Source organism: Streptomyces sp. NPDC048291 (genome assembly GCF_043201715.1).
Lineage (GTDB): Bacteria > Actinomycetota > Actinomycetes > Streptomycetales > Streptomycetaceae > Streptomyces.
In genome coordinates, this window is sequence record NZ_JBICZC010000004.1 from 331439 (window position 1) to 353176 (window position 21738).

Annotated in this window: 17 protein-coding genes; 4 read left to right on the forward strand and 13 right to left on the reverse strand. The window is 68.8% G+C overall.

Translation table 11 applies throughout. The features are described 5' to 3' along the window. Positions 1 to 2: 2 nt before the first annotated feature. The 7 genes from ACGF5O_RS12405 to ACGF5O_RS12435 form a co-directional block, all read right to left on the reverse strand. On the reverse strand, positions 3 to 2369 hold the full coding sequence (locus tag ACGF5O_RS12405; protein ID WP_393809833.1) for a hypothetical protein: 2367 nt from the start codon (positions 2367 to 2369) through the stop codon (positions 3 to 5). A gap of 156 nt (positions 2370 to 2525) precedes the next feature. Next, a complete protein-coding gene (locus ACGF5O_RS12410) occupies positions 2526 to 2942 on the reverse strand; it encodes a DUF6113 family protein (protein WP_393809834.1) in 417 nt (138 codons plus the stop codon). Further along, positions 2939 to 3805, reverse strand: coding sequence for an N-acetyl-1-D-myo-inositol-2-amino-2-deoxy-alpha-D-glucopyranoside deacetylase (gene mshB / locus ACGF5O_RS12415; RefSeq protein WP_393809835.1), 867 nt, complete (start codon positions 3803 to 3805; stop codon positions 2939 to 2941). Before mshB ends, ACGF5O_RS12410 begins: the two co-directional genes overlap by 4 nt. Positions 3806 to 3858: 53 nt before the next feature. After that, positions 3859 to 4524 (reverse strand): hypothetical protein, encoded by a 666-nt coding sequence (locus tag ACGF5O_RS12420; RefSeq protein ID WP_393809836.1) that lies wholly within the window; start codon positions 4522 to 4524, stop codon positions 3859 to 3861. A 155-nt stretch (positions 4525 to 4679) separates the two neighbouring features. Further along, entirely contained in the window at positions 4680 to 4937 is a 258-nt protein-coding gene (locus ACGF5O_RS12425; RefSeq protein WP_393809837.1) for a hypothetical protein, read from the reverse strand. Further along, positions 4934 to 5281, reverse strand: coding sequence for a hypothetical protein (locus tag ACGF5O_RS12430; RefSeq protein WP_393809838.1), 348 nt, complete (start codon positions 5279 to 5281; stop codon positions 4934 to 4936). Before ACGF5O_RS12430 ends, ACGF5O_RS12425 begins: the two co-directional genes overlap by 4 nt. 67 nt (positions 5282 to 5348) lie before the next feature. After that, a complete protein-coding gene (locus ACGF5O_RS12435; RefSeq protein ID WP_393809839.1) occupies positions 5349 to 6272 on the reverse strand; it encodes a helix-turn-helix domain-containing protein in 924 nt (307 codons plus the stop codon). Positions 6273 to 6595: 323 nt separating this feature from the next. Between ACGF5O_RS12435 and ACGF5O_RS12440 the strand changes: the two genes are divergently transcribed. Next, a complete protein-coding gene (locus ACGF5O_RS12440; RefSeq protein WP_393809840.1) occupies positions 6596 to 6895 on the forward strand; it encodes an NIPSNAP family protein in 300 nt (99 codons plus the stop codon). Between the two features lie 8 nt (positions 6896 to 6903). Here the strand turns inward: ACGF5O_RS12440 and ACGF5O_RS12445 are convergent, their stop codons facing one another. Continuing rightward, positions 6904 to 10449, reverse strand: coding sequence for an AAA family ATPase (locus tag ACGF5O_RS12445; protein ID WP_393809841.1), 3546 nt, complete (start codon positions 10447 to 10449; stop codon positions 6904 to 6906). 133 nt (positions 10450 to 10582) lie between these two features. After that, positions 10583 to 11011: an ATP-binding protein gene (locus ACGF5O_RS12450; protein WP_393809842.1), complete on the reverse strand. Its 429-nt coding sequence runs from the start codon at positions 11009 to 11011 to the stop codon at positions 10583 to 10585. Positions 11012 to 11163: 152 nt separating this feature from the next. Between ACGF5O_RS12450 and ACGF5O_RS12455 the strand changes: the two genes are divergently transcribed. Beyond that, positions 11164 to 12030, forward strand: a complete 867-nt coding sequence (locus ACGF5O_RS12455) for a helix-turn-helix domain-containing protein (protein WP_393809843.1) — start codon at positions 11164 to 11166, stop codon at positions 12028 to 12030. After that, entirely contained in the window at positions 12027 to 12239 is a 213-nt protein-coding gene (locus ACGF5O_RS12460; protein WP_393809844.1) for a DUF397 domain-containing protein, read from the forward strand. Before ACGF5O_RS12455 ends, ACGF5O_RS12460 begins: the two co-directional genes overlap by 4 nt. A 6-nt stretch (positions 12240 to 12245) precedes the next feature. Here ACGF5O_RS12460 and ACGF5O_RS12465 read toward each other — a convergent pair whose 3' ends face one another. From ACGF5O_RS12465 to ACGF5O_RS12480, 4 genes are all read right to left on the reverse strand, one after another. Continuing rightward, complete coding sequence (locus ACGF5O_RS12465) at positions 12246 to 13844, reverse strand: N-6 DNA methylase (RefSeq protein ID WP_393809845.1); 1599 nt, start codon at positions 13842 to 13844, stop codon at positions 12246 to 12248. Further along, positions 13841 to 15283, reverse strand: coding sequence for a hypothetical protein (locus ACGF5O_RS12470; RefSeq protein WP_393809846.1), 1443 nt, complete (start codon positions 15281 to 15283; stop codon positions 13841 to 13843). Before ACGF5O_RS12470 ends, ACGF5O_RS12465 begins: the two co-directional genes overlap by 4 nt. A gap of 2 nt (positions 15284 to 15285) precedes the next feature. Next, positions 15286 to 18951 carry a DEAD/DEAH box helicase family protein gene (locus tag ACGF5O_RS12475; protein ID WP_393809847.1) on the reverse strand — a complete coding sequence of 1222 codons (3666 nt, stop codon included), beginning with the start codon at positions 18949 to 18951 and terminating at the stop codon, positions 15286 to 15288. A 148-nt stretch (positions 18952 to 19099) separates the two neighbouring features. Next, positions 19100 to 19294 carry a hypothetical protein gene (locus ACGF5O_RS12480; RefSeq protein WP_089098958.1) on the reverse strand — a complete coding sequence of 65 codons (195 nt, stop codon included), beginning with the start codon at positions 19292 to 19294 and terminating at the stop codon, positions 19100 to 19102. 202 nt (positions 19295 to 19496) lie between these two features. On the opposite strand from ACGF5O_RS12480, the gene ACGF5O_RS12485 reads away from it, so the two are divergent. Beyond that, the gene (locus ACGF5O_RS12485) at positions 19497 to 21617 is read left to right on the forward strand and encodes a prolyl oligopeptidase family serine peptidase (RefSeq protein ID WP_393809848.1); all 2121 of its coding nucleotides are present in this window, start codon (positions 19497 to 19499) and stop codon (positions 21615 to 21617) included. The last annotated feature ends 121 nt before the right edge of the window (positions 21618 to 21738 follow it).

The following is a 21738-nucleotide window of genomic DNA, read 5'->3' on the forward strand; positions in this document are numbered from 1 at the left end:
CGTCAGCTCGGGTTCGTCTGGATGACGCCCACCCGGTTGGTCTTGCTCAGCAGGGCCTGGCGCAGGGCGACATAGACGTCCTGCGGGGTGACGGCCGTCTTGCCGCCGGTGGCGCGGGTGATCTTGACGCTGTCGAAGGTGTTGCCGTACAGCCCCTTGAGCGCGTTCAGGTCGGGGCTGTCGACGAGTTTGCCGTCGACGACCTTGACCCGGAGGAACTTCCACAGGGAGTTCTGGGGGCTGAACTGCAGCTGGACGCCGGTGTCCGTCTTCACCGTGACAAACGCCGACATCGCCGGCTCGGCGAACGCCTTCATCTCGCGGTCGACCTCGGCGTTGGTGACCGTCGGCTGCTGGGTGGTCGTCGGCACGCTCACCGGGGAGGCGGTGCCGGTCTCGACCATCGTCTTGTACGCCTGCTCGATCTCCTTCGTGGAGCCGGCCGCGTCGATGCCCTTGCCCGCCTTGCCGTAGACCGCGACGGCCTTGCCGGAGGTGAACTTGATCGTGCCCTCGGTGACCGAGCCCGAGCTGCCGCCGAGGTCCTTGAGGGCGGCCTGGAGCTTCTCCTCGTCGACCGGCATGACGGGGTCGACGACCCGCTTCTGGCCGAACAGGGAGCCGATCACGGAGACCGGGTTGTAGTCGCTCTTGGCCGCCGCCTCGACGGTGTTCTGCATGTCGAACTGGAGGCCCGCCTGGTCCGGCGGCAGCGAGACGGTCTTGCCGTCGACGGACAGCTTCAGCGGCTTGTTCACCCATTTCCCGAAGGCGCCGTCGAGCTTCTTGACGGCGTCGTCGCGGGTGCCGCCGCCGATGTCGACGCCGAGCACGGTGGTGCCCTTGGGGACGTCGGAGTGGTTCATGAGCAGCCCGGCGCCGTAGACGCCGACGCCCGCGACCACCACGACGCCGCCGAGCAGCGGCAGCTTGCCGCGCTTCTTCTTGGCCTTCGCCTTGCCCTTGCCCTTGGCCTCGGCCGGAGGCGGCGAGACCGGCTCGGGCAGCTTCGGGGGCGTGTGCGGCAGCGGCCCGTCGGCGGGCGCGCCCGGCGCGAACGGGGAGCCCGTGCCCGGCGGTACGACCGGGATGCCGCTGGTGACGGTGTGCCCGGAGACGTTGTCTGCCGGGGAACCCGCCGGGAAGCCGTAGCCGGGCATGCCCGGTTCGGGGGCGGGCTTCTGCGGGGTGAGGATCGCGGTGTCGTCGCTCAGACCACCGCCGGGCATGCCGGGGCCGCCGGGCGCGGTGCGGGCGCCGGGCCCGGCCTGGGCGCCACGGGCGCGGGGGCCGCCGGGGCCCGCGGGACCGCTCGGGGCGCCGAAGGGCTCACCGCCGCCGAAGGCTCCGCCTGCCGCGCCGTTGGGACCACCCGGACCGCCCGGGCCGGTCTGGCCTGCGAAGGGCTCGCCGCCGTTGACCGGCGGGACGAACGGGCCGTCGCCGGTGACCGGGCCGCCGGTGGGGCCCGCCGGGCCCTGCGGGCCGCCGAGGCCGCCGGGTCCCCCGGGTCCGCTGAAGCCGCTGGGGCCGCCGGGACCGGCCGGGCCGCCGCCGGGCATGCCGGGGCCGCTCTGGCCGCCGTTGTCGGAGAAGTAGGGCAGGTCGTCGCGGCGGGCGTCGCCGCCGTTCGCCGGGCCGCCGCGGGAGCCGCCGAGCGGGCCCGCGGCGAGCGCCTCGGTCACGTCGAAGGAGCCGGTGCCACCGCCGTGGCCGGGGGCCACCGGGCCGCCGGTCGCGCCCGCGGGCAGCCCCGCGCCGTTGGTCGCGCCGGGCCGGGACGCGCCCGGCACGCTCATGGAGCCGACGACACCGCCGGGACGGCCGCCGTTCGCGGCGCCGGAGCGGGGGGCGCCGCCGCCGTTCGGACGCGCCGCACCCGAAGGGTTCGGTGAGGCAGCGGGCGAACCGCCGGGTGCACCCGCCCCGTTGGTGGCGCCGGCGCGCTGTCCGCCCTTGGCGGGGCCGGACTTGCGTGGCGCGAACCAGTCGGTGGTGGGCGCGGGCGCCGGTTCGGCGGCGGGCGGCTCGGCGTTGCCGGTGGGCGTGGCGGCGCCCGCCGGCCGCGCGTGCGTGCCCGTCTCCTCGGCCGTACCGCTCATGCCCGGGGCGGCCGTGCCGCCCTCGACGTCCGCGACCGGGGTGCGGACGACCACGGGCGGAATCGGCCGGGAACCGGGGATGTTGATCCGGATCCGGGTCGTCAGCGTGGTCTCGGTCTTGCGTTCCTCCGGCCGCGCGGCCGAACGGGCCGCGTCGGTACCGTCGTCGGAAGCCATCGGGGTCCCGTACGGCGGCGTGCCCGAGGGGTACGCGGATCCGCCGCGCCCGTCGGGCCCGGAGGACGGAGTGTCAGTTTCACGACTCAAGGCAGGTTCTCCCGGTTGGCTCCACCGCCCGTGACGACCTTGCTGGGGCGGCTCGGCGGCGCGCACCACCATACTGGCCACTTCTGACGCTTATCCCATGACCGCTGGGGAAACCCACACCGGACTCGCACGGGCGCCCCACGGCGAAGTAGTACGTCACTTGCCAAGTCGGGCGTCGCCCGCTTCAGGTTGCCGCCCCAAACCTATTGTGGCGCAGATCACAGCCAACGCCATGCCGCCGAGCAGGAAGAGGTACGAGCCGCCTCCCGCGCCGAACAGGAAGTCTCCCTCCGGTCTGCTGGCGGTGAGGAAGATGACGGCGACGACCCAGCCGAACGCGGGCGCGACGGCCCCGGAGCGGCTCGCCACGGCCCGGGCCCCGCCGAGGAAGACCCCGGCGGCGCCGGCCAGGGCGAGCAGCAGCCCGCCCGGGAACCAGCCGGCCTGCACGAGGGCGCCCGCGGCGCCGACCACGGCCCCGAGCACGACCAGCCCGACGAGGGCCGCGACGCGCCCCGCGGAGGGCGCCTGCAGCGGCTGCGCGAGCATCGACCCGCGTCCACCGGAACTCATGACGCCTCCCCGAGGCCGGCGAAGAGATCGGTCTCGCGCGCCGCGCCCGGCTCGCCGCCCGCCAACTCGTAGAACTCCGTGGTGAACAGGGGCTGGGCCAGCTCGTTGGAGAGCGCGAAGTAGCAGGCGCCGTGCGGTGCCACCTCGACCTGGGTGGCGTGGGCGGCCATCGCGGCGGCCTTCGCGGCGGCGTACGGGGTGCCGTCGATCTCGGCGGTGATCCGGCGGTCGTCGACCACGCCCGGTACGTCGTCGACGGCGGCGGACTTGGCGAAGGGCAGCTCCGGCAGGTCGTCCCGGAGTCCGGCGAAGGCGGCCTCGGCGACGGTGCGCGGCACGCGGTTCCAGTAGACCTTGGGGATGCGGTGGCCGGCCTCGGCGGCCAGTTCGACGGCTCTCATGGCGACGCGGTGGGCCTGGATGTGGTCCGGATGGCCGTACCCGCCGTTGTCGTCGTAGGTGACGAGGACCTGGGGGCGGATCTCCAGGATCACCTCGGCCAGGTGTCCGGCGGCCTCGTCGAGGTCCGCCTGCCAGAAGCAGTCGGGCGCGTCGTTGTCGGGCACGCCCATCATGCCGGAGTCGCGGTAGCGGCCGGGGCCGCCGAGCAGCCGGAAGTCGCCGACGCCGAGCTCGCGCATGGCGGCGCCGAGCTCGCCCAGCCGGTACTCGCCCAGGGCGGGGCCGGTGAGATGCCGCAGCTCGGGCGGGATGACCTCGCCGCCCTCGCCGAGCGTGCAGGTGACCAGCGTCACATGGGCACCGTGGGCCGCATAGCGGGCCATGGTGGCTCCGTTGTTGATCGACTCGTCGTCCGGGTGCGCGTGCACGAGCAACAGACGCCGGGAGGGCAGTTCCGTCATGTGCCCACCCTACGAAACGACACCGACAGCCGTGCCACCTCCCCGCCCGGCCGTCACTCTCCCTCGTCGTCGATCACATGCGCTATGGCCAGCGCGATGCGCTCGATCCAGTCGATGGCGTCGTTCACGGACGCCTCGTCGATGGGACGGCGCTGCTTCAAGTCCCCGTCGATCAGGTCGGCGTCGTGCGCGATCTTGTTGCGGCGTTGCGTGATCTCCAGATAACGGCCGCGAAGCGTCTTCTCGTTGAGCGAGGTGCGTCCCTGGAAGAAGGTCTGGTTGATCCATCCGGCGGACAGGTACCAGACCTTCTTCTCCGTGACGAGCTTGAGCACTTCCGAGATCTTTCCGGGGTGCTGGAGAGACTGGGCGGCGAGTTTGTCCCGCAGATGTTCGACAACGGCATCGGAAAGAGTCACATCACCCTTCCGTACCGCCTCGACCCTGTGCAGTGGCAATTCGTACACACGCAGTTGATGCGGCATGTCGGGGCTGTCCTTGGCTGCCAGCTCGGCGACCCTGCGCAGTACCTCCTCGTGCAGCCAGTGGTCGATGGCGGCGACCGCCTGCACCCAGGCCGCGCGGTAGAAGTCGTCGATATCGATCGTCGGGGAATCGAAGGGGGTGAGTATCCGGCCCGCCTCGACCATGCGCCGGGCGTACGACAGGTTCGTCATGAACGCCTCGAACTGATGTGTCTGCGGTCTGGGAACGGCCATGGACAACCCCCGTTGAACTCTCTGTCGCGATCTCAAGGATCACGTTTCCCAAGCCCGGCAGGAGCGAGTCAAGCCGAACCGGATCTGCCGCACACAAGGTGACCGGTTCCGGCCCCTCCGTTTCCGGATCGCGCCCCTCGGCCCTTCCTCTCATGTCAGTAACCCAGCCAAGTGATCTGGACGACATAGACGCGTTCGCTGCGTACGACGACCTGGTAGGTGAACATGCCCCCAGCGACGTCCACATCGCCACCCTTCGGGTCGACCCCCTCGTGGGCCCGGCCATGGACATGGAGAGCTTCTGCCGCCCTGACCAGTTCATCGGCCTTGCGTGCCACGGCGGCGAGGAAGTCTGCGGGAGCGGTACGGGCAGCTTCTTCGGCGCCGAAGGCGTACTCCCACTTCCAACTCACCCGTGAACTGCCTTCATCGCCTCGTCGAGTACCGCACTCAACTCGCGAAGCGCTTCCCACGCGAGGCCCGGGTCCTCGTGTTCCAGGTGACCCTGCGCCCAGGCGTAACGGGCGGACAGGTCCGGCCGACGGGCGATCTCGATGTCCCTGGCCCAGATCAGAACCCAGCTCTGCACCGGGCTGAGGGACTGCCACTCGACGGCCTTGGCGAAGGCCTCGTCCTTCCTGGCCTGCATCTCGTCGAGACGCCCTGGAGCGACGACCGCGAGAGCCTCACGCAGGGCATCCGGCGTCAGCTCGGGGCGGGGAACCAGCTCGTTTCCGTGCTCGGCCTGAGAGCTCATGACGTCCTCCAGAGAGTGCCCTGGCCAGAGTATCCGGACCGGGGCCGAGGAGCCGGACAGAGCGATCTCACGCAGAGATGGCGACGGGAGTGCGGCAGTCATGGCAACGTCCTGGCGTCGGAGAGCGGAAGGCGCGGTCACAGCCGTCGCAGTTCTGAAGGGGGTGACGGCTGGTCGACGGCGGTGCCGTCTGTGCCCAGAACGGCGGTGGAGGGGGCAGCTGGGCGGCGAGCCTGTGCGCCAGGAGAGCCGCCGGGCGGCACAGCGGTTCGTCCGGCAGGTGCGCGGTCAGCACATGCCTCACGACCGTGGGGCTCACGTCGCGCTCCAGCCAGGCGGCGATGCCGGGGGCGAGATGGACGGTGTCGTAGGCGGAGAGCAGGAGGCGGGGATCGTAGCGGCGGAGGCCGGCGAGAAGGTCCGTGGCCTGCCGCAGGAGGCCGGGGGCGTGGCAGGCAGGCTGAGGTACCTCGGGGAGCGACTTCTTACGGGATGCCTTCCGCTTTTCGAAGGCGGCGCCCGCTCCGGTTGCCGATGCCGGGCCGGTTCCTGACTCTGGTCCTGGATGCGCCGGTCGTGCGGGTGCGTGGCCGGCCGACCGACGCCTCCCCGGCTGGTTGCACGAGACAGTGCGGGTGACGATACGGCCACTGGGGACGCGTTCGCGTTCACGGCGCAGGTACCCATAGACCTCCAACTCGCGCAGGCCAGCGGCGATCCGGGTTGCGCCCTCCTGGAATCGGGCGGTGAGGGACTTGATGTCGACGCGGGCGCCCTTGGGCAACGACTGGATGTGACAGCCAAGGCCGATTGCGAGCAGCGACAGGTCCGGGTGCTGGGTGAGGTGGTTGCCAACCACCGTGAAGCGTTCGGTGTGCCGGGTGTTCTCGTGGATCAGCCCGCCGCCGGTGCGAGGCCGCCGATTCGGGTGGTTGTCGGCAGCAAGCCGGGACTGGGCGCGCGGGGGCGCGCTAGGGTGCTGCGTATCCATCGGGAAGTCCTCCAACTTCCTCGGTGGTCAGGCCCTCGCACTGGGATTGCCGTCCCGGCGGGGGCCGTCGCATGTCTGCGGTTGTGTTGCGCCGAGCGTAGGGCAGGCGAGGGGCAGCGGATCCAGCCGATTCGACGATGTTCACCCGCTCGGGTGAGAGTGCGCGGCGGGAGGGAGGGGCGGGGCTTGGCAGGGTCCTTTCACCATCGTGGTCCTTGGGAAAGACCGCCCCTTTCACCGGAGCACGGACAATCGCGTTCCGGTGCCGGATGGACTGGCGGAATCCGGCCCCCTGCGACCACCGGGGCATAGAGGATGGCCGCATGCCGAAAACCACACAGTTGCGCACGTACACCGTTCGGGACGGCCTGCTCGACGAATGGGTCCAGCGGTGGCGCGAGGAGATCGTGCCGTTGCGACTGGAGTTGGGATTCACGATCGGAGGCGCCTGGTCGGACCCGGAGCACAACCAGTTCATCTGGCTGATCTCGTACGACGGCCCGGAGACGTTCGGCGAGCGCAACGCGTTGTACTGGTCGTCGCCCGAGCGCAAGGCGATCGGTCTCAACCCGGACGACTACCTCGTCCGCACCGAAGAGCGCACAGTCGAAACGGTCTACTGACGACACCGTCAAGCGGGGCCCGGCGGCAGCATCTGCTGCCGCCGTTCCTCGCGGGTCAGGGTACGGAAGACCCTTCCTCGGGCGGCCGCTTCCAGCCGGTCGTAGTCCGGCTCTGCCTGCCACACGCGCGCTGTCCCATCGGTCGAGCCCGTAAGCAATCGTGCGCCGTCCGGGGACCAAGCCACAGAGGTCACCTTGTCCTGGTGCACGCCGACGACGGCGATCTCCTCAAGGGTGGCGGCGGACCAGACCCGCACGGTGCGGTCGTCAGCGCCCGTGGCGATGTGCCGGCCATCGGGTGACCAGGCGACGGCGCGCAGCCGCCCCTCGTGCCCCTTCAGTACCTCGATGCGCCGTCCCGTGGCGACGTCCCAAACGACGGCCGTCCAGTCACCGGAAGCGGTGGCGATCCGCGTCTCGTCCGGCGACCAGGACGCGTCCTCCACATAGCTTTCGTGTCCACGCAGCACGGTGAGCTGCTGCGCCTCCACGATGTCCCAGAGTCGGCACGTACGGTCGTCCGAGCAACTGGCGAGCAGTCGTCCGCTCGGTGACCAGGCCACGCGCCCCACCCAGTCCTGATGCCCTGCCAGTTTGATCAGATCGGCTCCGTCCGGCGCGGACAGAACAGTCACGGCGCCGTCGTGACCGCCAGTTGCGATCCGCCCACCGTTCGGCGCCCACGCACACCCCTCCGAGACCTCACCCTGCTTTTCGAACAGCGTGCCTCCGCGACCGTCGACGACGCGGAACAGACCGTCGTTCGTACCAAATGCGAGCCGTTCTCCCTGCGGAGCCCAAGCCACGGTCCAGACCCGGTCCGTCGCCTCGGCCACCGGCCCGACGGACACGCCAGTGGCCGCGTCCCACACCCGTACAGTGCCGTCGTCCGAGGCCGTGGCGAAGCGGCTGCCGTCGCCGGACCAGGCGGCCTGGTTCACCGGGCCTCGGTGTCCGTCTGCCAAGACGACCTCGGCGCCACGGGGACGCAGGTCCCACACCCGGCCCGTGCCGTCGGTGGAGCTGCTGGCGAGCATCGTTCCGCAAGGTGCCCATGCAACTCCCCACACGGTGTCCGCATGGCCGCGCAGCACGGCCAGGACCTCGGCGTTCGTGGTGTCGACGATCCGGACAGTGCGGTCGGACGAAGCGCTGGCCAGCATCCGCCCGTCCGGCGACCAGGCCAGGTTCCACACGTAGTCGGTGTGCCCTCTCAGCAACAGACGCAGGTCGCCGGTCCTGGAGTCCCAGATACGGGCGGTGCGGTCTCCCGACCCGGTGGCGATCCGACGTCCGTCCGGCGACCAGGCGATGCCTTCGACGAAGTCGGAGTGGCCGACGAGCCTGGTGGCCGCCGTCCCCGTCGTCAGATCCCACACGATCGCCGTCTGATCGTGGGAAGCGGATGCGAGGCGGTCACCGTCCGGCGCCCAGGCGACACCCCACACATCCTCGTCGTGCCCGCGTAGTTCGTGCACGAGCGCTCCGGTGCCGGCCTCCCACACCCGCACGATCCGGTCTTTCGAGCTTGCCGCAACGTGCCGACCGTCCGGGGACCAAGCCACCTGTCTGTTGATGTCGTCCGCTCCACTCAGCAGCCGGGTCGGCTCCCCCGAGGCCGCGTTCCAGATCCGTACGACACGGTCACGACCGGTGGTCGCGAGCCGGGCCGAGTCCGGCGACCAGGCGACGGACTCGACCATGACGCCATCGCACGGCAACACCAGCAGTGGGCGTCCGGACCGCGCGTCGTACACCCGGCTCGTACCGTCCCTGGACGCCGTGGCCAGCATGCGCCCATCCGGGGACCATGCGATGTGCCGGACCGTGTCCGTGTGCCCGTCGAGTCGTGAGCGGAGGTGACTCGCCGCCAACGCGGCCATCAGCCCGTGGCGGGCCGAGGCCGTGGGCGAGCACTCGCCCAGCGCGGCGAGCGAAAGCAGAAGGGAGCGTTCGGGTTCGCTCTCCGCGCTCCCGAGAACCTGTCGGCCGATGCTGTCGGAAACCTGGCGCAGGAAGGTCAGGTCCCGGCGTTGCGACGATTCGACGAGCGCGCGAGCAATCTCGGACGCCTGGCCCGTCTCCTCCAGCGCTTCGAGCCAGCGCCGGGCCGCGGTGAGGCGTTCTCCGGTGAGAAGATAGTCGTCGCTGCGTCCGGCCCGCTCCCAGTCAGCAGCCCAGCGCTCCAGTTCGGCACGCTCGCGAAGCCGCTCAGCACGGGCCTCGACCTCCTGCCGCAACGGGGCCCACTGGCGGAAGAGCGCCTCATGGGTCACCTGCGCACAGGGCTCCCCTCCGTCCGCCGCCAGTCCGCCGCCCGTGACATCGGTACGCAGCAGCCGCGCCTCGACGAAGGCGTCGACGACGTGGCGGTCCCGTTCGTCGAGTTCGGACAGCGGCACCCGACGGCGAGCCACCTCCTGCCCCTCGACAGTGACGAACCTGAGCAGAACACGAAGGACGAAATCGATCCCCACACCCACGCCGAGCGCGGTCACGGTGTTGTCGGCCTGGCGCGCCAGCGCACCCGGGACACCGCCGAGCCGCCGGTACAGCTCCTCCGTCACCGTACCGCCGGGACCGGAGGCGAAGTACAGCTCCTGGAGGAGATAAGCGAGCAGCGGCAAGGCGTCGTCCGCGCCGGTCTCGCTCACGACGGAGTCCACGACTCCGGGCTCGAAACGAAGGCCGACAAGGGCGCCCGGACGCTCTACGACTTCGACGAGCTGGGCCCTGCTCAATGTGCCGAGGGCCACAGGATGTTGGAGAAGGTCCGCATGCCCAGTGACGAGCAGCCTGCCGAACAGGTCGACCCGGAGTGTGACCAATACACGGACCGCCGGGTCCTGTTCCACGCAGGTACGCAACGCATCGAGGAACTGGGCGCGTTCCCGCTCCCCCGCCAGAGTGACGATCTCCTCGAACTGGTCAACGACGAGCAGTAATCGCCGGAACCGCCCCCCTCGCAACTTCGACAGCTCGGCTCGCAGTGCGCCCGATCCCTGGCGCAGCCTGCGCAGTAGGGCGCTCGCGGGCTCCTGCCCTCCGCCGGCGGCCACCAGCGCACCCGCGAGCGCGCCCATCGGACTTGCGCCCGGAGCGAAGGCCGGAACGACGGTCCAACGACGCTCCCGGAGCCGGGGCATAACACCAGCCCTGACCAGGGAGGACTTACCGCTCCCCGAGGCCCCGACCAGGACGAGGAATCGCTCTGCCGGTCGGGGGGCGCTCGTGTGCAGCCTGCGGGTCAGCTCGGCTGCCTGCGCCTCCCTGCCGAAGTACACGGCTGCCTCGTCCTCGCCGAAGGCATCGAGACCCGGGTACGGCACGCGATCCCGCGGCCACTGGATCCGGGGCGGTGCGGGATTCTCCAGCCGGTAGACGACGACCTGCCCGACCACGAGGGCCACGATCAGCACGGCGATGGCCGGAACGGAGAAACGGCGAATCATCTCAAGCGCCCAGGGAGCCCTGTCGGTGCTGGTCGCGTAATTGGTGGCGATCCCGAGTAGGCAGGCGACCAGTGCCAGCAGGATCTGGAGCACAACCTGCACACGGTTCCTCATCGAGTACCGCCCACCCCCGTCGCCCCGGACTCGTCCATGACCATCTTCCGGGGGTTGGCAGGAGCGTTCAACGGTGCGTACAAATTTCAGCCATACGTGGCAGGTCGGGCATGCCCCCGAATCACGGTGCCATCTTCACTTCGGACCATACGGTCTTACGCGGGTACGGGCCGTGAGCAACGCCCCAGCGGTCGGCGAGCGCGTCGACCAGGATGAGACCTCGGCCGGATTCGGTGTCGGGGTCTGGATGCTGGACATGGGGAAGCCGGTCACCGCACGTGTCGGTGACCTCGATGCGGAGGGTGCCGCCGACGACGTAGAGGGTGAGCCGGAAGTCTCGTCCCGCTACGCGACCGTGGTTCGCCGCGTTGGCCGCGAGTTCGCCCACGAGGTGCGCCGCCGGATCCAAGGGGAGTCCCCAGGAGCGGAGTTGCTCGGTCGCGAGCAGCCTGGCGAGACGGGCGCCGCGGGGTGTGGGTGACAGCAGCACGCTGAAGTTGCGGACGGGGGTGGCGGGGTGGGCCTCGGAGGGGGCGGATTCTCGAATCACGTCACTCAGCGTGGCGGCACTCGCCTACCGTGAACAGTGACGACGCTGTTGCGTAGGGTCACTGTCCAAGGGTTGTCCAGTGGTGTCCACGCTGTCGACCGGGGCCGTACGGGTAAGGCGTCGCCGCAAGGTCGTACGACGGAGGATGCGTGATGGCGACGGACGTCGAGGTGGTGAGCGAGGCAGACGAACCCGGGTGGGAGGTGGACCCGGACGACGACTGGGGACTCGCGGTCATCGCAACGGTGGGACGGCAGTTGAGGCTGCGGCGTGAGGCAAAGGGGATGCGAGTCCCCGACTTCGCCAAGGCGATCGGCTACGGCGAGGATCTCATCTACAAAATCGAAGCGGGGAAGCGCATCCCCAGGCCGGAGTTCCTGGACAAGGCCGACCAGGTTTTGGGGGCGGACGGGTTGATCTCGGCGATGAGGGAGGATGTGGAGAAGGTCCGGTACCCCAAGAAGGTGCGGGATCTTGCGAAGCTGGAAGGGCAGGCGGTTGAGATCGGGGTCTACGTAGGCCTCAGTGTCCACGGGCTCTTGCAGACAGGGGAACATGCATGCGCCCTGTTCGAGGCGCGCCAGCCGCCCTACTCGCAGGAGGAGGTGGAACGCCTTGTAGCGGCCAGGATGGCTCGCAAGGCGATCTTCCAGAAGTCACCCGCCGTCGCGCTCAGTTTTGTCCAGGAGGAGGCATCTCTACGCCGCCGAGTCGGAGGCACAATGGTTCGGCGCCGACAACTGGAGCACCTTCTGGGCGTGGCAGAGCTGCGCAATGTGACGTTCCAGGTGATGCCCACAGACGCAGTGGCTCATCCCGGCGTCGATGGCAAGATCGAGTTACTGAAGTTCGCGGACGGCACGGCAGTGGGACGGTCAGACGGCGCGTTCAACGGCCGTCCGACCTCGGACCCGAGGGAACTTCGCATCCTCGAACTGCGGTATGGGACCATCCGGGCCCAGGCTCTCACTCCGGGAGAGTCGGTTGCCTTCATCGAGCAGGTGCTGGGAGAAACATGATCCGCAAGAGGTCGGTTGGGGATGCGCACGAACTCACCTGGTTCAAAAGCAGCTACAGCGACGGCACCGAGGGCGACTCCTGCGTAGAGATCGCCGTAGCCCCCACCACCATCCACGTCCGCGACTCCAAGCACGCCGAAGCCAGTCCCCGCCTCGCACTCTCGCCCAAGGCCTGGGCCGACTTCGTGCCGTACGCATCCGGAAACTGACGGCCGCTACTCGACCTCGGCCTCCGGTACGTCGACCTCGCCACCCAATGAGCGCGCGATGGCGGTGAACTCATTCAGCGCGGCCTGGAGGTCACGGACGATCTCTTCGGCGATGACCTCGGGCGGCAGACCGCTGTCCGCGTCATCGAGGGCGGGGTCCTTCATCCACGTGATGTCGAGGTTGACCTTGTCGCGGGCGATCAGGTCGTCGTAACTGAACTTCTTGAAGGGCCCGTTGTCGTCCTCGGACTCGACGCGGGCAGAGCGGGGCTCGCCGGGCCGGTAAGTCGTGACGAAGTCGTCGAGGTGGGCTCGGGTCAGCGGCCGTTGCTTGAGGGTGAAGTGCTGGCCGGTCCGGAAGTCGTAGACCCAGGTCTCGGTGGTGTGGGGCTTGCCGTCGGCGCGCGGCGCCTTCTTGTCGAAGAAGAGGACATTGGCCTTGACGCCGCCTGCGTAGAAGATGCCGGTGGGCAGCCGCAGGATGGTGTGCAGGTCGAACTCGTCCAACAGCTTGCGTCGTACCTTCTCGCCGGCGCCGCCCTCGAAGAGGACGTTGTCGGGAAGGACGACGGCCGCACGGCCGCCAACTGCCGTGAGCGACATGATGTGTTGCAGGAAGTTCAGCTGCTTGTTGGTGGTCGTGGCGGTGAAGTCGTCACGGTCGTACTGAATGTCCTCCTTCTCGACCTCGCCGTCCTGGCCGATGACCGTGATGGCGGACTTACGGCCGAAGGGCGGGTTCGCGAGGACGAGCGTGGCGTGCTTGCCGCTGGGCTTGTCGGCGAGGGCGTCACCGACGTCGATGAGGCTGGGCCCGTCGCTCTTGCCGATGCCGTGGAGGAGCATGTTCATGGCGGCGAGGCGGGCGGTGCCGGTGACGAGTTCGTTGCCCCAGATCTTGCGACCCTCGTCGTAGGCCTTCCGCTCGTCCAGCGACATCTTCTTCATGTGATGGTCGCGGACGTAAGCGTAGGCGGCGATGAGAAAACCGCCAGTGCCGCAGGCCGGGTCGGTGATGGTGTCGTCGGGGCCGGGGCGGGTGACGTCGACCATGGCGTCGATGAGGGCGCGGGGGGTGAAGTACTGGCCGGCGCCGGTCTTCGTGTCGGAGGCACCCTTGTTCAGCAGCCCCTCGTAGGCGTCGCCCTTGAGGTCTGTGCCGGTCATGTTCCAGTCTTGGCGGCCAATCAGTTCGACGACCAGCTTCTCCAGGAGGGCTGGTTTGGTGATCCGGTTCTGGGCATCGGCGAAGATGGTGCCGATGGTGGTTTTGGGGTGCTGGCCGAGGTGTTCGAGGATGTCGCGGTAGTGCGACTCCAGAGGGGCACCTCGCTTACCGACGAGCGACTTCCAGTTGTAGTCGGCGGGCACGATGGCGCTGAGGTCCTGCCCGCCCCAGGGGTCACTCTCGATCTCGTCGACCATCTTGAGAAAGAGCAGGTAGGAAAGCTGCTCGACGTACTCGATGGTGGACATGCCGTTGTCGCGGAGAACGTTGCAGTAGTTCCAGAGCTTGGAGACGAGCGTGTTCGTCTGCGCGACGGCCTTGGCGGTCTTCTCGGCTGACTCGTTCACGGGCTGCTGGGCATCTGTGGGGGCGGTCACAGGGCAAACTCCTGCTGTACGGCTCGGGCTGGGGCGGCGGTTGGTTCGGGAGCGCGACCGTCAGGCGCGGCGACTCGGGGCACGGCGGGCTTCTTGGCGGTGGCCTTGCGCGTGCGCTTTGCTCCTCGCTGCCCAGCACGCTCGGTGGCAATACGGGTCAATGCGAGCTGAGCGGGCTCATCGTCCGGGTTCTGCGGTACCAGCTGGCCGATGAAAGCTTTTCGCAGTAGGGCGTTGCGAAGGCCAATCGCCCGCTTTCGGGCACGGTCGAGCTCGACGGAAACCCGGGAAACCCGATCCAACTCATCACGCAGCTCAGCGACGATCCGCTCCTGAACTTCAACGTCCGGCACCGGAATCGTGAAGTCCTCAATCGTGGCCTGATCGATTTTCGGCATTGATCCCGCAAGGCCTTTGGCACGCGATTTGAAGTACTCACGACCCCGGCGACTCTGCAACACCAGAGTTACGAATTCGGGGAGCACCTCGTTGTTCACCCGAACGCGAATCAGCAGGTCCGGGAAGATAGCCCAGTCGTCCGGCCCCTCGTACATCGCAGTCGTACCCACGAGTTCCGGAGTGTTGGACCGCTGAACGAGAATATCCCCCTGAGTCAGCCACAAACCTTGCACCCGACACGGATCGGCAACGGTCAACTTGGTGTTCTTGTCACTGAATTCCCCCTGCGTGACAGCGGTCAGATTGAGTGTTCGAATTCCGGTCAGATCCGTGGTCGCCTTAGCGGAATGCCCATTTCGCAACGGCTCACTCAAGAGATCGACGAGGGGTTTCACTGGAGCGTCGTCAAGCTTTCCCAGTACAGCAGTCAAAGTCGCGGAACCAAGCCCTCGGGCCCTCCGCTGCCCGGCCTCCAGACTTCCGACAGCGGCATCAAGGCGTGACAGTTGCTCTTCGAGGGCCTCGACGATACGGCGCTGCTCAGCCAACGGCGGCAAGGGCAGACGTACCTTTTTCAAGGAACCGCCCGCGATACCAACCTGTCCAGCCGACGTCTTCACGTACTGACGCACTTGCTGTCGAATAAGCTCCGAGCCCCATGCGTAACAAACAAAGCGACTATCGAACACCTCAGGAACGAGCCGCACACGAATCAGCTTGTCTGGATAAGACAAATCTCCCGCAGTTTCGGGCACCCTCGCGCAAGCCCCTACGAACTCCGGGTTTCCATTATAACGAGTGACCAACAGGTCACCCGCCCTGAGCATCCCATCACGTTCGACAACATCCGCAGCACCCATGCCCGTATAGCGCAAATCCGAGAGATCCAGACGCATAGGTCGAACTGCACCAATGCGTAGAATCGGGACACCGTCGGGGGTGGCGCCGGGTCGCGACACATACATACCGTTACGAACAGACTCCGCCACCTCCCCCAGTTCCACCCATGCCCAGTTCGACGGAATCTGTTCGCCGTCCACGCTCAACCCAGTTCCCGATTCAGCTCATCCAGCAATTCCAGCGCCTTGTCCTTGCCCTCAAACACCTGCATGAAGCCCCGGCCGCCGCCGCGCTCGGTGAACGGCGCGACTCCGAAGTCTCCCGGCTCTATGCCGACGTCGACGGCGATGGCGTCCTTTATCCGCTCCAGCCACCACAGCTGGTCGTCGGTGAACTCCACGCCTGCCTGCTCCTGCCGAAGCAGCCAGCCCTCGAAGCGCTCCTCGACCACCGTACGGTACGGACGCAGCTCGTCGTCGGCGCCGAGCTCGAAGCGGATGAGTCGGACGAGGTCGCCGAGGCCCGCCTCCTTGCCGGGGCCGGACGCGGCCCGGCCCAGTTGCTCGTAGTGGTCCCAGAGGACGCCCGTCGTCCAGGCCCGGTTCGTCGCGCGGATCCGGCCCGCCAGCTCCCGCAACGCGTCACGCGCCTCGCGCGGGCTGACCCTCGCCCCGCTCCCCAGCGCCACGCGGATCGCGACGTTCTCGTCCCTCTGCTCCTTCGTGAGGAGGGAGTTCCACTCGGCCAGTTCCTTGGCCGCCCGTTCCGTGCGCGGTATCTCGCGGATGTCGGTGACGCGGACCTCGGTCGTCTCGTCGTACGTCAGGTCCTGCTGGTGTCTGATCTCCAGGATCAGCTTTCGCAGCTCGGGCTGTGTGGTCAGCGGTGCCACCGCGTCCTGGACCAGCTTCTTCGCCAGGTCGGGGCCGCCGTCGTGCCGGGCCTGGTCCTGGGTGTCGACGTCCACCGCGTCCGTGATCCGGCGGGCGATGTCCGCCAGGCTCATGCCCCCGGACGTCTGGGTCAGCAGCTTTCGGTCCTCCGCGTCCAGCTGCCGGTTGATACGGGCCAGCCGGCGTGCAAGCGTCTCCGCCTCGTCGGCCGTGAGTGACTGCGTGCCTACCTTGTCCATCAGCTTCGCCAGCGAGATGCCCTTCTCCCCCGCCGGGATCAGCGGGCGGGCGTCCACCAGAGGCGAGTCGGTCACCCCCACCGCATCGATCATGACGAAGTGGTCCTTCGCCAGGTCGGGCGCCGCTTCCGGAGTGACCGCCTTCAGTTCGTCCGCGTCGATGGAACGGGCGCCACGCCCCTTCATCTGCTCGAAGAGCACCGGGCTCTTGATCGACCGCAGGAAGATCACGCACTCCAGTGCCTTCACGTCCGTACCCGTGGCGATCATGTCGACCGTGACCGCCACCCTCAGCCTGTGGGAGTTACGGAGGTCGTTGATCAGTTCGTCGGGGTCGTCGCCGTTCTGGCGTGAGCGGTAGGTGATCTTCTTCGCGAACTCGTCGCCGCGGCCGAAGACCTCCTTGACCTGCTTCAGCACTTCCTCGGCGTGGTCGTCGCCCGCCGCGAAGACCAGGGTCTTCGGCAGCTCCGCACGGCCCGGGAACCAGCGCTTCCAGTTGTTGCGGTACGTCGTCAGGACCGCACGGATCTCGTCCGCGGCGATCACCGAGCGGCCGAGTTGCGCGACGGTGTACTCGAAGTCCTCATCCAGTTGCTCGTAGCGCTGGGCGCGTGTCTGGCGGTCGCGGATACGGACGGTCGTACCCTTCTCGATCTTCGCGCCGCCGTCCTCGCGGATCGTGGTGTCGAGGCGCACGATGTCGAAGTCGACGTTGACGCCGTCGGCCACGGCCTGTTCGAACGTGTACTGGGCCACCATGTTGTGGTCGAAGAAGCCCTGGGTCTGGCGGGTGGGTGTGGCCGTCAGGCCGACCAGGTGGGCGTCGAAGTAGTCCAGGACGCCGCGCCAGAGACCGTAGATGGAGCGGTGGCACTCGTCGATCACGATCACGTCGAACGACTCGATCGGGACGTCCGCGTTGTACTCGACCGTGATCGGCTCGTCCGCCGTGTAGGTCTCGTCCAGGTTCGAGGCGTTCGGAGGGATTTCACCTTCCTGCGCGGCTGCCTCCGCGGGCGCCTCCCCGGGCGTCTCCTTCGGCTCCGGTTCGTCCCCGTCCTGGCCGTCCTGGAGTTCCTCGCCCTTGAGGAGGGCGTACATCCGCTGGATCGTGGAGATCACGACCGCCGAGGTGTCCTGGAGCCCGCTGCGGCCCAGCATGTCGACGTTGTAGAGGTCGGTGAGCTTCCGGTTCTCGTCGGGGGTGCGGTACTTGTCGAACTCGGCGTGGGCCTGGCGGCCGAGGTTGTTGCGGTCGACGAGGAAGAGGACCCGGCGGGCGCCCGCGTGGCGGAGGAGGCGGTAGGTCTCCGTGACGGCTGTGAAGGTCTTTCCAGCGCCCGTGGCCATCTGGATGAGGGCGCGGGGCCGGTCGGTCGCCAGGGAGCCTTCCAAGCCTGTGATGGCGTCCACCTGGGCCATGCGCAGGCCGTGGGTCTCCAGAAGCGGCATGCTCGTACGGAGGGCCGCGCGGAAGGTGGGTGTGCCGGGTTCCTCGTCGGCGCGCTTCATCCAGGCGGCGATGGTCTCGGGACGGTGGAAGGTGAAGACCTCGCGGGAGCGGGCGTGGGGGTCGACGCGGTTGAGGAAGTACGTTTCGGCGCCGGTGCTGACGTAGCGGAACGCGAAGGGCTCGTCGCGGCGCCATACCGCCATCGCGTGTTCCTTGAGGACGCCGGCCGCGTACCGCTCGTTCTGGGCGAGGGCGCCGGAGAGCGGGGTGCCCTCGCGTTTGGCCTCGATGACTCCGACGATCTTTCCATCGACGTAGAGGACGTAGTCGGCCCGGCCTGTTGCGAGTGTGAACTCCTCGATGGCGACGCCCTGGCCCGCGCGGGGGTTCGCTTCCGCCTTGCTCTGGATCAGCCAGCCCGACTTCCTCAGCATCGCGTCGATCCTCTTGCGTGCCTGCACCTCGTTGAGCGGTGCGGGGCTCTGCGCGCGCTCGACGATCGCCTCGCGGGCCGCGGAGGCGATCCTGCGGGGCTGGACACGCTCACGGTCGTACCGCTGCTGGTGGGCCGCGCGCAGTTCGGTGACCTGGGCCGTCAGGTCCTCGATCTGGGCGGCGTACACCGCCTTCGCTCGCTGGGCGCTGGCGATGAGTTCCTCGGCCTCTGTGCGGGCGCGGCGCTCGGCCTCAAGGCGGTCGCTGGTCTCGGACAGCTTGACGCGTGACTCCGCGAGCGCGCGGCGATGTCCCTCCAGCGCCTCCTGGAGTTCCGAGATCTCCTCGGGGTCGGCGGGTTGTACGTCCGCCGGAAGCGTCGGCGGTACGAACGCGGAAACGGTCCGCTTGCCGCCCATCGCTCGGTCGAAGAGGTCGCCGAGCTGCCAGCACAGCTCCAGCGCTTCGAGCGCCAGCGTCGTGTCGAAGAGGTGGTTGTGGGCGGCGTGGTTGCGGCCTCGGCGGAGTCTCTCGAAGGCATCGCGGCTCCAGCCGACGAGGACGCCCGCGCGTGTGAGCGCGTTGAGGCGGTCGAACTGCGTCGTGCCCTGGACGCGTGTCCCGGTACGGGTCACGAACTCCTCCGCGAGCACCTCGCCGAACTGCCCGGCGCTGACGTAGGCGGCGTTGGGGTTGGTGAAGACGGTCAGCTCCGCCTGCGAGCCGTAGATGGCGAGCAGAGGCTGGTAGACGTACAGGCGCCCGAAGTTCGGGGATGCCTTCGCCAGCTCCCGAAGCCGGTCGTCCGGGTCCTGTCCGCCGCCGCCCATGCCCTGCACGTCCACGCGCCCCCGCCTCAGCCGTCGCTTGTCCCACGTTTGGTCAAGCTTACGGAGGAAGGCGGGGCGGAGACAGGAGAAAGCAGCAGAAGCGCACAGCACAACGGGCGTCTCCGGTCGCCTGTGCGCGCCGGAGACGCCGTCACGGCACCCGTCAGAACTTGATGCTGCCGATCATGCTGGCGACGTTCGTCGTCAGATCGCTGATCGTCGGCGCGATGGTCGAGGAGGCGAGATAGAAACCGAGCAGCATGCAGACGACCGCATGACCGCCTTTCAGACCTGACTTCTTGATCAGCAAGAAGACGATGATCGCCAGCAGCACCACCGCCGAAATCGAGAGTGCCACGGCGGCTCACCTCCAAAGATCCCAGGGACGCGGGGGGTTCGGACTATGGGGGTTGTAGATCAGGTTGTAGATCGGTACAGCAAATCCATGCGCATGCCAGCAGGTTCATACCCACTCAGCGGTAGTGATCATAACTATGCGTGCTCGCGCATCGCTCGGCGCACGGCCGCACAAGGGGGCGCATGGCCAATATGGTCGGGGGATGACGACCGAGGCTGTCTCATTCCCCCGCCGGCACGCCCGCACCCAGCGTTTCACGCTCGGCGCGCCGCGCGCGTTCACCGTGGCCCCCGACGGCTCCCGCGTGGCGTTTCTGCGCTCCGGTTCCGGCACCGACCGCGCCAACTCCCTCTGGATCCTCGACGTACCGAGCGGCGAGGAGCGCCTGGCGGCGGACCCGCGCACCCTGCTCGGCGGTGCCGAGGAGCACCTCTCGGCCCAGGAGCGGGCCCGTCGCGAACGCAGCCGGGAGGGCGGTGCCGGCATCGTCGGCTACGCCACCGACGCGACTGTGGAGTTGGCGTCTTTCGCCTTGTCAGGACGGCTTTTCACGGCCGAGCTCAGGGCCGGCACGGCACGCGAACTCACCGTCCCCGGGCCGGTGATCGACCCGCGCCCGTCCCCCGACGGCCGCCATGTCGCGTACGTCGCGGCGGGCGCCCTGCGCGTGGTCGGCGCCGAGGGCGAGGGCGACCGGGTGCTCGCGGAGCCGGAGTCGGAACAGGTCACCTACGGATTGGCCGAGTTCATCGCGGCCGAGGAGATGGGGCGTTCGCGCGGCTTCTGGTGGGCGCCGGAGTCCGACCGGCTGCTCGTGGCGCGCGTGGACGACACGCCGGTGCAGCGGTGGTGGATCGCCGACCCGGCCCACCCGGGGCGTGAGCCACATCATGTCGCCTACCCGGCGGCGGGCACCGAGAACGCGGACGTGCGCCTCTTCGTCCAGGGCCTCGACGGGGAGCGCACGGAGGTCTCCTGGGACCGGGCACGCTATCCGTACGTGGCGCATGTGCACTGGTCAGAGGCGGGTGCGCCGCTGCTGCTCGTACAGGCGCGCGACCAGCGCAGTCAGCTGTTCCTGGCCGTCGACCCGGGGTCGGGGGCGACCCGGATGGTGCACGCCGACGAAGATCCAACATGGCTTGAACTGTTCGGTGGAGTGCCCTGCTGGAGCCCCTCAGGACAGCTGGTCCGGATCGCCGACGAGGGCGGCGCCCGGGTGCTCGCGGTGGGTGAACGGCCGCTCACGGGACCCCAGTTGCACGTCCGTGCGGTTCTCGACGTGACCGCCGACGACGTGCTGGTCTCCGCGTCCGCCGGCGAGGAGGCCGAGTCCCCCGAGATCGGCGAGATCCACGTCTACCGCGTGAACGAGCTCGGCCTGGAGCGCGTGTCGCAGGAGCCCGGCGTGCATTCGGCGGTGCGCGCCGGGGGCGTGACCGTACTGGTCTCCGCCACTCTGGAGCGCCCGGGCAGCCGCGCCCAGGTGCTGCATGACGGAAAGCCCCTGGCGACTGTCACGTCATACGCCGAAGACCCCGGTTTGTCCCCGCGCGTGACGCTCACCGAGGGGGGCGCACGCCGAATTCCGTGCGCCGTGCTTATGCCACGGGACTACCACGGGGACACTCCCCTTCCGGTTTTGCTGGACCCGTACGGGGGTCCGCACGGCCAGCGGGTGGTCGCGGCACACAACGCCCACCTGACCTCCCAGTGGTTCGCCGACCAGGGGTTCGCGGTGATCGTCGCCGACGGCCGGGGCACCCCGGGCCGCTCCCCCGCCTGGGAGAAGTCCCTCAAGGACGACGTCGCGGCGATCGTCCTCCAGGACCAGGTCGACGCCCTCCAGGCGCTCGCCGCCGACTTCCCCCTGGACCTGACCAAGGTGGCGATCCGCGGCTGGTCCTTCGGCGGCTACCTCGCCGCCCTCGCGGCCCTGCGCCGTCCCGACGTCTTCCACGCGGCGGTGGTGGGCGCCCCGGTGACCGACCTGCGCCTGTACGACACCCACTACCAGGAGCGCTACCTCGGCCACCCCGGCGAGCAGCCCGAGGTCTACCGCCGCAACTCCGTCATCGACGACGCCGGCCTGGTCGACGCCGTCGAACCGCACCGCCCGATGATGGTCGTCCACGGCCTGGCGGACGACAACGTGGTCGTGGCCCACTCCCTGCGCCTCTCCAGCGCCCTGCTGGCCGCGGGCCGCCCGCACGAGGTCCTCCCCCTGTCGGGCGTCACGCACATGACCCCGCAGGAACAGGTGGCAGAGAACCTGCTGCTGCTCCAGCTGGACTTCCTCCGGCGGGCCCTCGGACTGGGCTGAGCGGCAACGCTCCACAGAGCACCGCAACCAATAATTGAGGAACCACGACGAAGCACCAGCCAGGTCCGCGAGAGCGGCGCCGGTTTAGGCGCAAAAAGGGGCAACGGGCCGGAGCGACATG

Bases quoted from the DNA above. Each gene is read 5' to 3' on its own strand.
- ACGF5O_RS12435 (WP_393809839.1), bottom strand. From the start codon at position 6,272: ATGGATACGCAGCACCCTAGCGCGCCCCCGCGCGCCCAGTCCCGGCTT.
- mshB (WP_393809835.1), bottom strand. From the start codon at position 3,805: ATGACGGAACTGCCCTCCCGGCGTCTGTTGCTCGTGCACGCGCACCCG.
- ACGF5O_RS12430 (WP_393809838.1), bottom strand. From the start codon at position 5,281: ATGAGCTCTCAGGCCGAGCACGGAAACGAGCTGGTTCCCCGCCCCGAG.
- ACGF5O_RS12485 (WP_393809848.1), top strand. From the start codon at position 19,497: ATGACGACCGAGGCTGTCTCATTCCCCCGCCGGCACGCCCGCACCCAG.
- ACGF5O_RS12410 (WP_393809834.1), bottom strand. From the start codon at position 2,942: ATGAGTTCCGGTGGACGCGGGTCGATGCTCGCGCAGCCGCTGCAGGCG.
- ACGF5O_RS12440 (WP_393809840.1), top strand. From the start codon at position 6,596: ATGCCGAAAACCACACAGTTGCGCACGTACACCGTTCGGGACGGCCTG.
- ACGF5O_RS12420 (WP_393809836.1), bottom strand. From the start codon at position 4,524: ATGGCCGTTCCCAGACCGCAGACACATCAGTTCGAGGCGTTCATGACG.
- ACGF5O_RS12455 (WP_393809843.1), top strand. From the start codon at position 11,164: ATGGCGACGGACGTCGAGGTGGTGAGCGAGGCAGACGAACCCGGGTGG.
- ACGF5O_RS12460 (WP_393809844.1), top strand. From the start codon at position 12,027: ATGATCCGCAAGAGGTCGGTTGGGGATGCGCACGAACTCACCTGGTTC.